Source organism: Autumnicola edwardsiae (genome assembly GCF_031846505.1).
GTDB lineage: Bacteria > Bacteroidota > Bacteroidia > Flavobacteriales > Flavobacteriaceae > Autumnicola > Autumnicola edwardsiae.
Window position 1 is genome coordinate 11,975 of sequence record NZ_JAVRHP010000015.1, and the last position, 12,721, is coordinate 24,695.

11 protein-coding genes are annotated in these 12,721 nt (G+C 40.4%); 3 read left to right on the forward strand and 8 right to left on the reverse strand.

The features are described from left to right. Positions 1 to 45 precede the first annotated feature (45 nt). The 8 genes from RM529_RS04650 to RM529_RS04685 all read right to left on the reverse strand — a co-directional run bounded on the left by RM529_RS04650 (position 46) and on the right by RM529_RS04685 (position 9,293). On the reverse strand, positions 46 to 792 hold the full coding sequence (locus RM529_RS04650; RefSeq protein WP_311483583.1) for a tetratricopeptide repeat protein: 747 nt from the start codon (positions 790 to 792) through the stop codon (positions 46 to 48). Positions 793 to 794: 2 nt separating this feature from the next. Continuing rightward, positions 795 to 2,552 carry a BatD family protein gene (locus RM529_RS04655; RefSeq protein WP_311483584.1) on the reverse strand — a complete coding sequence of 586 codons (1,758 nt, stop codon included), beginning with the start codon at positions 2,550 to 2,552 and terminating at the stop codon, positions 795 to 797. Positions 2,553 to 2,597: 45 nt separating this feature from the next. After that, a complete protein-coding gene (locus RM529_RS04660; RefSeq protein ID WP_311483585.1) occupies positions 2,598 to 3,506 on the reverse strand; it encodes a tetratricopeptide repeat protein in 909 nt (302 codons plus the stop codon). Beyond that, on the reverse strand, positions 3,481 to 4,527 hold the full coding sequence (locus tag RM529_RS04665; RefSeq protein WP_311483586.1) for a vWA domain-containing protein: 1,047 nt from the start codon (positions 4,525 to 4,527) through the stop codon (positions 3,481 to 3,483). Before RM529_RS04665 ends, RM529_RS04660 begins: the two co-directional genes overlap by 26 nt. A gap of 39 nt (positions 4,528 to 4,566) precedes the next feature. Next, positions 4,567 to 5,571, reverse strand: a complete 1,005-nt coding sequence (locus RM529_RS04670; RefSeq protein ID WP_311483587.1) for a vWA domain-containing protein — start codon at positions 5,569 to 5,571, stop codon at positions 4,567 to 4,569. Beyond that, positions 5,571 to 7,235 (reverse strand): DUF4381 domain-containing protein, encoded by a 1,665-nt coding sequence (locus RM529_RS04675; protein ID WP_311483588.1) that lies wholly within the window; start codon positions 7,233 to 7,235, stop codon positions 5,571 to 5,573. Before RM529_RS04675 ends, RM529_RS04670 begins: the two co-directional genes overlap by 1 nt. Before the next feature lie 5 nt (positions 7,236 to 7,240). Further along, a complete protein-coding gene (locus RM529_RS04680) occupies positions 7,241 to 8,107 on the reverse strand; it encodes a DUF58 domain-containing protein (protein WP_311483589.1) in 867 nt (288 codons plus the stop codon). 181 nt (positions 8,108 to 8,288) lie between these two features. Continuing rightward, positions 8,289 to 9,293 carry an AAA family ATPase gene (locus tag RM529_RS04685; protein WP_311483590.1) on the reverse strand — a complete coding sequence of 335 codons (1,005 nt, stop codon included), beginning with the start codon at positions 9,291 to 9,293 and terminating at the stop codon, positions 8,289 to 8,291. Between the two features lie 452 nt (positions 9,294 to 9,745). Between RM529_RS04685 and RM529_RS04690 the strand changes: the two genes are divergently transcribed. The 3 genes from RM529_RS04690 (at position 9,746) to RM529_RS04700 (ending at position 12,621) form a co-directional block, all read left to right on the forward strand. Next, the gene (locus RM529_RS04690; protein ID WP_311483591.1) at positions 9,746 to 10,495 is read left to right on the forward strand and encodes an SDR family NAD(P)-dependent oxidoreductase; all 750 of its coding nucleotides are present in this window, start codon (positions 9,746 to 9,748) and stop codon (positions 10,493 to 10,495) included. 259 nt (positions 10,496 to 10,754) lie between these two features. Next, positions 10,755 to 11,891 (forward strand): ATP-binding protein, encoded by a 1,137-nt coding sequence (locus tag RM529_RS04695; protein WP_311483592.1) that lies wholly within the window; start codon positions 10,755 to 10,757, stop codon positions 11,889 to 11,891. A 1-nt stretch (position 11,892) separates the two neighbouring features. Further along, positions 11,893 to 12,621: a metallophosphoesterase family protein gene (locus RM529_RS04700; protein ID WP_311483593.1), complete on the forward strand. Its 729-nt coding sequence runs from the start codon at positions 11,893 to 11,895 to the stop codon at positions 12,619 to 12,621. Positions 12,622 to 12,721 lie beyond the last annotated feature (100 nt).

The window sequence follows — 12,721 nt, forward strand, 5'->3', positions numbered from 1 at the left end:
AAGTGTATGATCTATACTTTATCGTTAATAAAACATCACCCTTAATTATATAGTCTTTAGATCATCTTTAACCATCCAACCCTGATCGCCATTGGCAAGTTCGATCTTCATCCATTCCTGGTAAGTTTCCAGCACTCTTGCTTTAGTACCCTCATGAAGTATAAAAGCTTCCTCACCCCTTACCGATGGCTCACTTCTAACCTGGGCCTCCTGACCAAAAACAATGGCAAACTGATTATTTTCCTGAATGTCTTCTTTCGCATATGCAAAGTAAACGCTGGCAAAACAGCATAACAAAATTGCCACAGAAGCTCCAAAAAGCAGCCTCTTTACCAAAGGCCTGCTCATAAAATAATAAGCAAGGAAACATGCCGCAAAGAGCAATGAAAAGAAAATGGCAATTTTCGCCCAGGAATCTGCACTAAACCCAGAGATAAAACTTTTAAAGGATTGTTGAAAACCAGTTTGTTCTACTTCTTCAATAGCATCTATGGCCATATTCCTGGCAAATTCAATATTATTATTTATATCAGCATCACCGGGATCTAATAATAAAGCCTTTTCATAATTATATATACTAGGGGCAATATTGTTGAGCTTATAATGGGCATTCCCAAGGTTATAGTATAATGCCGCAGATGCTTCTCCAGATTCGAGAATCTCTTCATATCTCTCAATTGCCTGCTCATAGTTCCCTTCGGCATAGGCATTATTCGCTGCTTCAAATAATTCCTCATTTTGAGCAAACAGCGGAGCTGAAAAAAAGAAAAGGATATAAAATAAATTCTTCATTTCTAAATTTGTTTGTCTAAGGTTGAAATTACCCCTGCCGCCTTTTCGTAATCCTGCTTCATGGTCACAGAGGACGCCGGTGTATATCGTGCAAATTCGCAACTCTCCAGCAGGCTTAAAAATTCATTGATCGTAGCTGGATCCACCCCTTTTTCAGCGAGAACCTCCCGTATTTTATCCTTACTCATTTCGCTGGTTTGGATGTGGAGTTTTGCTTTTAAATAATTGTGCATTGCCTTCTCCAGGGCTACATAGAAGGTAACCTGATCCCCAAGATTCTTTTTTGCTTCAGAGAGGTATTTTCTGGCAAGTTTGTCTGCCCGTTTTCTTCTGTTTCCCGTTTCATCATTTGCAATTGCTTCACGTTTTTTCCCGAAGAGAATAAATAATGGGATCATAACCGCCGGCAGCAAGACCATTCCCCAAAAAGGTAAGGACTTAAAGAATTCCTGTTGCTGAAGCGGCCTTAAATCAGCATTCAACTTTATATATCTAAACTGATCTCCGCTTGTGGTTACCGCCTGTCTGTTGGCAACAGCTCCCGGAGAACCCGTTGCCGCAACCGGTCCTTCGTCTACATTTAGCAGTATTTCTTCTGAAGTTAATGTTCTGTAAGTTTCGCTGTCCAGATCAAAATAAGAGAAACTTAAAGCAGGGATGGGATATTTTCCCTTTCGGGTTGGAACGATAGTGTAGTTTTCTGAAATGCTCCCCTGCATACCATTCAGGTTAGTATTCACATTTTCTGAACGTTCGGGCTCATAAATTTCCAGAGAAGCCGGAACAGATAAGTCGGGCAGATCAAATAATTTCAGGTTTCCGCTACCTTCTATTTCTACCGTAGCTCTTAAAGACTCCGAGGCATCGAGGGTCTCCTTTGTGGTAGACACAGTAAAATCGAAATTACCAACCGCACCGGTGAAATCTGCAGGTTTCCCTTCCTGCGGCAGCGGTTTTACATTAATGGTCCTGCTTCCCGCTGCAACTGTTTTTTGCACCGTCCGGTAAATTCTGCTTCCAAAAATATCCCTTCTTTCACTGGGCACATCCACAGATACTGAAAGTGCCAAAGGTTCTATATCCAATTCTCCTGTTTTTTGCGGATAAAGAACGGTTTTCCGTAATACTACAAACCGGTATGGCTGACCTTTATATTCCCCATTCTCTGCCCGCAGTTGCCGGATGTCTATATTCTGGCTCCAGAAGTCACTGAATTTTGGGTTATCTATTTCGCGCCAGTTACTCACACTAATGCTGGGGCTTACGTAAAGTTTGTAAACTACAGTTATCGCCTCATTTAGGTAAGGATTAGCGTTGGAAACCTCAGCCACAAGATGTAGGTTTTCTGAAGCGACTATGTCTGTATCAGAACCCGCTTCAGACTCGTCTACCGCTGCCGTGACTTCAATATCTATAGGGGAGGTTTTATAAATCTTGTCATCAATCTCAATTTCTGCCTGGCCTAAAGTAAGGTTCCCCCTGGATTCTGGCTGTAGAAAATAGGTATAGGTTTTGGAATAAGAACTTTTTCCGTTCAGGATACTTCGGCTCACTGCCTGATTAGGGCCGCCAATAATTCTGAAACCGTCAAAAGAAGGCGGACGAAAATTGTCACCATCCTGATTCATTTCAAAATCTACACGTAAGCGTTCGTTTATTCCCAGTTTTTCTTTACTAACATTAGCCTCAAACCGCACCTGTGCCTGCACCAGATTAGCGGTTATCATAAATAAGCTTATGAACAATATTCTCAATTTCATCTTCTATCCTCTTATTTAGGAAGTTGAACAAACTCTAAACAGACCTTACCAGTCCTTCTCAGATTTCACTTTCACTCCTTTGGCCTTTTCAGCATTTATCTTATCCTGGACCTTCTTTTCTTCATTGTCCATGGCATCCAGTAAACTTTGTATCTGTTGGGGTGATAATTGTCCCTGCGCAGGTTGCTGCTGCTGGGGCTGCTCCTCTTGCTCCTCTCCATTTTCACCACCTTCATCCTGCTGCTCTTTTTGATCCTGATCTTCCTGATCGCCTTTATCCTGGTTTTCCTTATCCTCGTTTTCTCCTTCGTCTTTTGGCTGGCTGTCCTGGTTTTCATTCTCACCGCCATCTCCATCCTGATTTTGTTGATCCTGGCTTTCCTGTTGATCCTGGTTTTCTTCCTGATCCTGATCCTGGTTTTGATCCTGGTCCTGATCCTGATTTTGCTGCTCTTCTTCCAGCATTTTCTTCGCCAGGGCTAAATTATAACGGGTTTCTTCATCTGAAGGATTGTTACGCAAAGCATTTTTATAGGCTTCTACAGCTTCCTGATATTTTTTCTGCTTCATAAAGGAATTTCCCAGGTTGTGATTAATCCGGTGTTTCTCTTCCTTACTTCCGGAAATTTCATGTGCCTGACTTAACCTATTTGCAGCCTCAGGTGTTTTTTCTTTATTATAATAGAGATTGCCTAAATTATATTTTGCCGCAGTGTTTGAAGGATCTTTGGCAATAGCTTTTCTATAGGAAGCTTCCGCCGAAGCAAAATCGTTCTCTCCCATGGCATCTTCAGCCTCACGGAGATATTGATTTACTTCCCTCTCTGTTTTTTCCGGGTTTTCCTGAGCTGAAAGCATAGAAAAACACGAGATCGCCACTACAAAAAACATGGCTGCTATATTTTTAAATTTTAAACTATTCATCATCTTAATCCTCCTTCCGCTTTCTTTCATTAAACAAATTTAATTTCCTGATCCACGCTGTACTACGTTCCAGCAAAAATATATCCAGGAACAATAATAACAATCCTAATGCCAAAAACCACTGAAAATGAGACTGAAAATCGGCAAATTGCTTTGCTTCAAATTCAGATTTCTCAATATTCTGAAGGATTTCCTGCACCTCATCTGTCACCTGCGCTGTCACATTACCTTCAATATAACTTCCATTCGCTTCAGAAGCAATTTCCTGAAGTGTCCCGGGAACAAGTTTGGTAATGACTGTTTCCCCCGCATTGTCTTTTTTAAAATTAAGTACAACCCCATTTCTCTTAACAGGTATAGGCCCGCCTTTTTCGGTTCCAACACCAATTGTTATTATTTTAATTCCAGCTTCCGCCGCTTCTTCAGCAATATTTTCCACGTTCCCTTCATGATCTTCCCCATCGCTTATTATAAAAAGCACCCTGTTGGTTTGCTGCTCATCATCATAAAAAGTAGTTGCAAGGTCTATGGCATCGCTAATCGCTGTCCCCTGGGAGGAAATCATATCTGTATTAAGCGCCTGAAGGAACATTTTGGCAGCAGCATAATCTGTCGTGATTGGCAATTGCGGAAATGCGCTCCCTGCATAAGCAATAATCCCTACCCTGTCACTACCCAGGTTATTCAGGATTTGCGTTACAAGTTGTTTGGATTTCTCCAGCCTGTTGGGTGCAATATCCTCTGCTTCCATACTTTTGGAAACATCTATGGCAAAGACAATGTCCACACCTTCACGTTTAACTGTTTCCAGTTTTGTACCAATTTTTGGGTTTACCAGCGCTACTACCAGGCTGGCAATGGCAAGTAAAATAACAATTAATTTTAATACTGTTTTAAACCGTGACCTGTGCGGAGTGAGATATCCAAGCAGGACCGGGTCTGCAAATTTTTTCTGAGTACGGCTTTGCCAGAAAACCAGAAACAGGAATAGCAGTATAACCACCGGTATAGCAAGTAAAAGCCAGAAATATATTTTCTCTTCTAAAACCATTTTTTAAATACCATTAATGCTATTAAACCTCAATTTGTACTATACAAAACTTCTGAATAATGTGTACCTCAGCATTATTTCGAATAACAGCAATCCGCCTGCCAGTAATACAAGAGAACGAAATTTTTCATCATAATTATAATACCGGAACTCCTCAATATCTGTTTTTTCCAACTCGTCGATTTCATCATAGATCTGCTCCAGCTTTTCATTATCTGTCGCCCTAAAATACCTCCCACCGGTTGCATCGGCAATTTCCTGCAGCAATACTTCATCTATTTCCACTTTGCTGTTTCCATATTGAAACCTCCCGTTAGGCAATATCCCTATTGGGGACAAAGCCATTCCATTACTTCCAACACCAATGGTGTAAACTTTAATATTGAATTCCACCGCCAGTTCACTGGCTATTTTAGGATCTATAAAACCGGAATTATTCACACCATCTGTCAACAGGATAATCACCTTACTTTCTGCTTCACTGTCTTTTATGCGGTTTACCGCTGTTGCCAGTCCAGAGCCTATTGCCGTCCCGTTTTGCAGCACATTGTTATATTCTATATCTTCCAGTGCACTCAGCACAATTTCTTCATCACTGGTGATTGGTGTTTTGGTAAAACTTTCCCCGGCATAAACCACCAGTCCAATCCTGTCTGACGGACGGTCCTTAACAAACTCTTTCGCAACTTCTTTAAGTGCATCCAGCCGGTTTGGCTGTAGATCCCGCGCCAGCATACTTGCTGATACATCTATTGCCATTACAATATCTATACCCTGTGTACTGTTGGTCCTGGTGGATACATCTACCGTTCTTGGCCTTGCCATTGCTGTTACAACCAAGGCAAGGATAAGTAGTCTTAGGACAAAGAGCAAAGGCTTAAATTTAGCCAAGAGGCTGTGTTTTGCCTTAAAACCTTTAATAGTCGAGATCCTTAACTCCGCAGTTTGCTTATTGCGTTTATAGAAATACCAGGCTATGGCTATTGGCAAAAGCAGCAAAAGCCAGAAAAACTGCGGATCTTCGAAAGTAAAATTTGTCAACATCAGTTATTCAAATTTTTTAATTCTACCGAATCTGTGATACGCTGGGCGATTTCTTCGGCATAAATATCATCTTCATTGTAAATGATGGTGATTTGCTGATAGCCTCCGTTTTCAGCAAAATTCAGAATTTCATATTCATTTTGAGTCAATTCTCCGGTAACCGGATTTTCTATCTCCAAAGTTCCAAAGGCACGGATACCTTCAGCTCCATTTATCGTGGTAAATTGCTCCCGCTTCATAATAATATTCTTAGCACCCTGATTTTCCAGGTATGCATAAATACCGTCTACTGCAGTTTCCAGGTTAAATTCTACCTGCTCATTAAATTGCATGGTATTTACTACCGTATAAAAATTACTTATAAGGCTGCCATACATAAAGGTTTCATTGCCTACCAGCATTTGCTTTGCCTCCTCTGGCATCTCTATTTCCCCGCGTTTTAAAACCTGGGGTGTGGTAATTGACACGGGAGGATAACCATACTCGCTCCTTATCCACTCTCCTTCCAGCAGCTCTTTGGTAGGATGCCCTAAATAGGTGTCTTTAACATAGGTAAAACCTTTAGTGGCAACAAGCGCGGTAACAGCTATAACCAGAGCAAAAGCTCCAACTACCACTCCAATAATGATCCGTTTGTTTCTGCGCTGCCTGAGTTTCTGCTGGCGGTATGCCTCGTCCTGCATCAATTCCTGCTCGGTTGGCGCCGGAATAGAGGTTTTCACATCATTTACGATATGTTTCACTTTAGACCTGTCGGCCTTTGCCGTAATAACATCGGGCCTGGAATTGGCAAATTTCGCTAAATCTGCACGCTGTAGGATAAGCTGCAGGTTATTGATGGTTTTTTTGTCCAATTTTAAATTTCCGGAGTCGCGTTGCATTTCCAGGTAAGCTATTAGCTCGCTTGTGGTACTTTCCAGCGCACGGTCATATACTTTTCTGTCTAAATATTTTCTTACAGAGAATGTAAGCTGCGAATAATATTCTTTTACCTCCCTTTGCTCCAGCAAATTCGATTCGTCAAGTTTGTTAAGCTCCAGCATTGCCTGTTCATAAGGCGGCAATTCCTTTTCCCGTTCAGCTCTTCTTTTCTTCCGAAGAAAAAAGAACAGCACCGCCAAAATGGCAATTATCGCCAATGCCCACCAAATCCAGGAAGGAACAGAAAATCCTGAAGGCACTTCTACCGAAGGTTTTATGGGATACATTTTTTGTTTTGTGGTATCCACCACCACAGTGGAAACCTCAACCAACATCGAATCTGTGAGATACTGCCTGTCGTTAATCAGGACGCGTTGCTGCGGAATTGTGTAAGTACCGGAATCGAACTGCGTAAGGGAATATTCTTTTAGTAAACGGAACCTGTCCTCGATTCGGGAAGTATCGGCGGTCATGGATTCCACGACTTCCAGCGGAGAAAAAGTTTCCCCTTCAGGAAAAATTACCAGGTTAGTTGAATCTGTCTCTACAGAAATACTGTACCTAATCTGTTCCCCAATTTTAATACTGGCAGAATCAATTTCTGCTGAAACCTGCGGCTGCTGGGCAACAGCAAAAAAGGAAAAAAGAAAAAAGAAAAAAGAGAAAATGCCGCTACACCTCCTCTTATTTGTTATTTGTTGCAATGTTGTTCTATTAATAGAATATGAACTTTCTTTTTTCATATTAATTATGCTCTTCTCTTAAAATAGCCAAGTAATTTTTTCACATAGCTCTCATCCAGCCTGTTCTCTATAGTGCCAGCACCACTAAGGGTAAAACTTTCCCGAAAATAATCCACTTTCTCCCTGTAGTATTTTGCGTAACTGTTACGTACAGATTTTGAACCGGTATTCACCGTAATGGATTCTCCGGTTTCCTCATCCAACATTTGTACCAAACCTAGATTAGGAATTCCCTCCTCGTGCCTGTCGTAGATCCTTATTCCGGTTACATCGTGCCTGCCCGCAGCAATTTTTAAGGTTTGCTGATAATCTTCTCCAATAAAATCTGAAAGAATAAAAACTATAGCTTTCTTCTTCATCACATTGGAAAGATATTTTATCGCACCGGCAATGTCTGTTTTTTTTCCTTCAGGCTTAAATTCCAGAAGTTCCCTTATGATCCTTAAAACGTGAGACCTTCCTTTTTTAGGCGGTATATATAATTCGATCTTGTCTGTAAACAGCATAAGACCAATTTTATCATTGTTTTTGGTCGCGGAAAAAGCCAGGGTTGCTGCAATTTCTGTAATTATATCTTTTTTGAATTGCTTTTCTGTCCCGAACATTTCAGATCCTGAAACGTCTACCATAAGCATCATGGTAAGTTCCCGCTCCTCTTCAAAAACTTTTACGAAAGGTTCGCTGTAGCGCGCGGTCACATTCCAGTCTATATTCCTTACATCATCCCCAAACTGGTACTGCCGCACTTCGCTAAACGTCATACCACGGCCCTTAAAGGTTGAATGATACTCACCACCAAAGACGTGATCGCTCAGGCGGCGGGTCTTAATCTCGATTTTCCGGACTTTCTTAAGTAACTCTTTCGTATCCATAGCCCCACCTAAATCCTCCCCAAAGGGAAGGACTTTTTAATTCTTTTTCTCAAAAATTGAAAAATTTGGTTGATAGATTCTGACAAAATTTAATTTCAAAATAATTTTTTTCCTGATAGAAACTGAAAATATTGTATTTCACCTTAATAATTAAGTTCCCCCATGGGAGGATTTAGGGGCCCTACGGTACTTCAATTTCGTTTACGATCTTGCTTACAAGATCATCAGAAGTAATATTTTCTGCTTCGGCTTCATAGGTAATTCCAATCCTGTGCCTTAACACATCGTGGACCACCGCTCTTACGTCTTCGGGAATAACATAACCCCTGCGTTTAATAAAAGCGTAACATTTTGCCGCAGTGGCAAGGTTAATACTTCCCCTTGGAGAAGCCCCAAAGCTTATAAGCGGTTTAATTTCTTCAAGTTTATATTTTTCCGGAGTTCGTGTGGCAAAAATTATATTCAGAATATACTGTTCTATCTTTTCATCCATATAAACATCACGAACAGCCTGTTGCGCACGGGCAATCTGATCCAGGCTTACCACCGGATTCACTTTTTCAAAAGCCCCCTTCAGGTTTGCACGAACTATTAGTTGCTCCTCGTTCATCTGCGGATATTTGATCACCGTTTTCAGCATAAAACGGTCTACCTGGGCTTCAGGTAAAGGATAGGTTCCTTCCTGCTCCACCGGGTTTTGCGTTGCCATTACCAGGAAAGGACGATCCAGGATAAAAGTTTCATCCCCAATGGTTACCTGCTTCTCCTGCATCGCTTCCAGCAAAGCAGATTGTACTTTGGCAGGGGCACGGTTAATCTCATCTGCAAGCACAAAATTGGCAAATATCGGCCCTTTTTTAATGCTGAAGTCATTCAGCTTCATATTATAAATAAGCGTTCCCACAACATCTGCCGGCAACAAATCTGGCGTAAATTGCACCCTGCTGAAGCTACCCTGAACTGCCTGGGAAAGCGTGTTAATGGCAAGGGTTTTTGCAAGCCCCGGAACCCCTTCGAGCAAAATATGCCCCTGGCCAAGAAGCCCAATAAGCAGGCGCTCCACCATATGCTTCTGGCCCACAATAACTTTGTTCATCTCTGAAGTAAGCACATCTACAAACGCACTTTCTCTTTCAATTCTCTCATTAAGGCTGGCAATGTCTACCGAAGAATCATTTTCTATCATCGCTTTTAAATTTTAAAGTCGTGAATATACATACAAGGAAACTAGGTCGCAAATTGAAAATTAATTAGTTTCTTACTTGTTAATTATAGGTTAAAAAATAAGAGCAGCCTAGTAAGGCCGCTCTTAAAGGTTTTATAAAAACCGGAAAGCTTATTCTAAAAAGAGCGTTTCCAGATTAACCGTGCTGTTGCCTTTAACTACCACATTATTCTTTTCGATATTTGACAAATTTGATGCCACATCTGGAATAACTGTAAGTTTATAAGTTCCGGCAGGTACACCATGAAGTTTAGAATCATCTTTATTTAAGAGGTAATCACTTCAACTGGGATAACGGCAAATTGTGCTGCTAATTTTGCTGCGTTCATAAGATTAACGAAATTTAACAGCAGGTAACCTCCAATTAATATTTCCGGAGAATTACTTTAGTACTTTAGAAAAGAATAGATTGTATGAAAACTGCACTAATTACCGGAGCCTCGAGCGGCATAGGCAAAGCAACGGCCAAAATCTTTGCTGAAGAAGGATTTAACCTTATCCTCTGCGGAAGGAGACAGGAAAAGCTGGAAGAACTCCAGCAGGAACTTCAGGGAAAATGTTCTGTACACCTCCTCGCTTTTGATGTACGGGAAAAAAAAGAGGTTTTTAGTAAAATTGAAGGTGTACCTTCAAAATTTGCAAATATCGATATCCTCATCAACAACGCGGGAAACGCACATGGCCTGGATCCCATTCAGAAAGGAAGTATTGAAGACTGGGATGCAATGATAGATATTAATGTAAAAGGACTGCTCTATGTCTCTAAAGCAATTATCCCAAAAATGATAGAGCGGGCTTCGGGACACATTATAAATATTGGTTCTACTGCGGGTAAAGAGGTTTATCCTAACGGAAATGTTTATTGCGGCAGTAAACACGCCGTGGATGCGATAACCCAGGGAATGCGGATTGATCTAAACGGTAAGGGAATTAGGGTTGGAGCAATTAACCCCGGCATGGTAGAAACAGAATTCAGCGAAGTGCGGTTTAAGGGCGATACAGAAAAAGCCAAAAAAGTTTACGAAGGTTTTAAACCGTTACAATCAGAAGATATTGCAGATATCATAAGGTTTGTGGTGACAAGACCTTCTCATGTAAACATTGCAGATCTTATGGTAATGTGCACCGCCCAGGCCAGTAGTGCTATTGTCTACAAGAAATAAGCTTTAAGCCCTAAGCTGTAAGCATTTGATTTAACCAAAGGAAAAGATTGCCTAATTCGGATCTGTTATGGAATATTGCAGAAGGATTTGGAAGAGGGTGGAATAATTGATTTACTGGTCTTTAGTCTGTATCAGAAAAATTAAGATAAGACGGAACAAATTTCTAATTTATTAATAAATAGAGAATTCTCTTAATGATCAACAAACAGCCGATGATTAAAAGCTTATAGCCCAATGCTGTAAGCATATAGCTATAAGCATGATTAACAAACGCCTTTTAATAAAAAACCTGCTTGCGCATAATGATGAGAACAGCTTTTATGATAAGAAGCTACGGCTTAATCTTGGCGAAAAGGAAGGCAAGGCGAAATTTTTAAAACACGTTTGTGCCCTTTCAAATTCCAATCCTGAAAATAATTCTTACATAGTAATTGGCGTGGAAGATGAAGACAACAATATTGTTGGCATCGATTTTTTTGATGACAGTAAAATTCAGAACCTGGTGAACGCCTATCTTCAGAATCCGCCGGTTATTAGTTATGAAAATATTCCATTTCCGCACCTGCCGGATGATCTTGTGGTGGGACTGGTCACCATCAGGCCAAACCACGGCAAAATTTGCTCACTGCGTAAAAATATCTGGAAATATTATGGCGGCTCTATTTTCCTGAGGGACGGCAGCATAAGCATGCCCAAAGATTTCGATATTAAAATAGAAGACGTAAACTCGCAAATAGTCGCTTCCGTAGAAAATCACGCACAAAACAATATCGAACTTACGCTGGACGGGGTTTTCGACTTTATGAGAAAGCGCCGGGATTTTAATCCGACCTATAAAGTTTTTAAAGAATATTTTGTGGTTTGCTGGGCAGGAAAACAGAAAAAAAGCAAGGACAATATTTACTTTTCCAGGGTGGATATTGAACTTATAAACGAGCAGGTAAAACTTTTTTATTCAGATTTAGATGAAGTGAGTATAAATGTAGAAGAAGATTCTTTCAGGATTATAGAATATGTACATCTTGGGTTGCATGATAGCTTCAAATATTATCCGTTAGAGGAAGTATGCATAGAATTTCGGGATAATGCGAGTTATGAAATACAAAGCAATTTACTTTTTGATCCTCCAAAGTTTGACAAAAAAACGCTGCACCATATTTACAACATCAACAACACATTAATCCAACGCTTAAAACAGAATTTACCCCTGGATAAATTTCAGCAAAGAGATTTAAGAAATTTGCCTTCCACTTATTTATTGTGTTATTTCAATAACTTTGAAGACGCTTTGACAAAACTGGAAGAAGCAAAACCGTATTTAAAGCAATATAATCCGCAAGTGTATCATTCTTATAAGGAGAGTATGCGTATTTTGAGAAAAGTAAAATATAACTAGAATGAGCAGGAAAATAGCAATAGGTGATATTCATGGTGGGTTGAAGGCGCTCGTTCAACTCTTAAGAAGAGTAGATATTACTCCTGAAGATGAAATCATTTTCCTGGGGGACTATGTAGATGGCTGGAGCGATTCTGCCAATGTCGTTTCTTACCTCATAGAACTTGCGAAGCAAAACACCTGCATTTTTATTCGGGGTAACCATGACGACCTTGTGCACCGCTGGTTAAAGACAGGTGAATTAAACGAAAAATGGCTGCAGCACGGCGGCCAGTCAAGTATGGATGCTTACCGCAATTTAACTCCGGAAGAAAAACAAGCCCATATCGAGTTTTTTCAGCAAATGATGAATTATTACATCGACAAGAAAAACAGGCTTTTTGTGCACGCGGGATTTACGAACCAGCACGGGCCGCAGAATGAATATCACGATACAGGATATTACTGGGATCGTACGCTATGGGAAACAGTTCTTGCCCTGGATCCCAAAATGCAAAAATCTAATATCTATTACCCAAAAAGGCTTCAGCTTTTTAAAGAAATATTTATTGGCCATACTCCCGTGACACGTATAGATGAAACTACTCCTTTTCATAAAGCAGGTGTTTGGAATATAGATACAGGTGCCGCTTTTATGGGCAAGTTGTCTGCCATAGAGGTAAATACCAAAGAAGTATGGCAAAGCGACCCGATATATAAGCTCTACCCCAATGAGAATGGTAGAAATTAAGAGTTTTTTATTATAGACTCTGTTAACATATTCATATCTTTGAACCTCAATAACTTTAACTCCAAATTAAGTCGTAGCATGGCTTTTTTGTCGGTAACTA

Excerpts from the sequence above, each read along its gene's own strand:
- RM529_RS04660 (WP_311483585.1), bottom strand. The coding sequence starts at position 3,506 with ATGAAAGAAAGCGGAAGGAGGATTAAGATGATGAATAGTTTAAAATTT.
- RM529_RS04685 (WP_311483590.1), bottom strand. The coding sequence starts at position 9,293 with ATGATAGAAAATGATTCTTCGGTAGACATTGCCAGCCTTAATGAGAGA.
- RM529_RS04655 (WP_311483584.1), bottom strand. The coding sequence starts at position 2,552 with ATGAAATTGAGAATATTGTTCATAAGCTTATTTATGATAACCGCTAAT.
- RM529_RS04675 (WP_311483588.1), bottom strand. The coding sequence starts at position 7,235 with ATGAAAAAAGAAAGTTCATATTCTATTAATAGAACAACATTGCAACAA.
- RM529_RS04670 (WP_311483587.1), bottom strand. The coding sequence starts at position 5,571 with ATGTTGACAAATTTTACTTTCGAAGATCCGCAGTTTTTCTGGCTTTTG.
- RM529_RS04690 (WP_311483591.1), top strand. The coding sequence starts at position 9,746 with ATGAAAACTGCACTAATTACCGGAGCCTCGAGCGGCATAGGCAAAGCA.
- RM529_RS04650 (WP_311483583.1), bottom strand. The coding sequence starts at position 792 with ATGAAGAATTTATTTTATATCCTTTTCTTTTTTTCAGCTCCGCTGTTT.
- RM529_RS04700 (WP_311483593.1), top strand. The coding sequence starts at position 11,893 with ATGAGCAGGAAAATAGCAATAGGTGATATTCATGGTGGGTTGAAGGCG.
- RM529_RS04695 (WP_311483592.1), top strand. The coding sequence starts at position 10,755 with ATGATTAACAAACGCCTTTTAATAAAAAACCTGCTTGCGCATAATGAT.
- RM529_RS04665 (WP_311483586.1), bottom strand. The coding sequence starts at position 4,527 with ATGGTTTTAGAAGAGAAAATATATTTCTGGCTTTTACTTGCTATACCG.
- RM529_RS04680 (WP_311483589.1), bottom strand. The coding sequence starts at position 8,107 with ATGGATACGAAAGAGTTACTTAAGAAAGTCCGGAAAATCGAGATTAAG.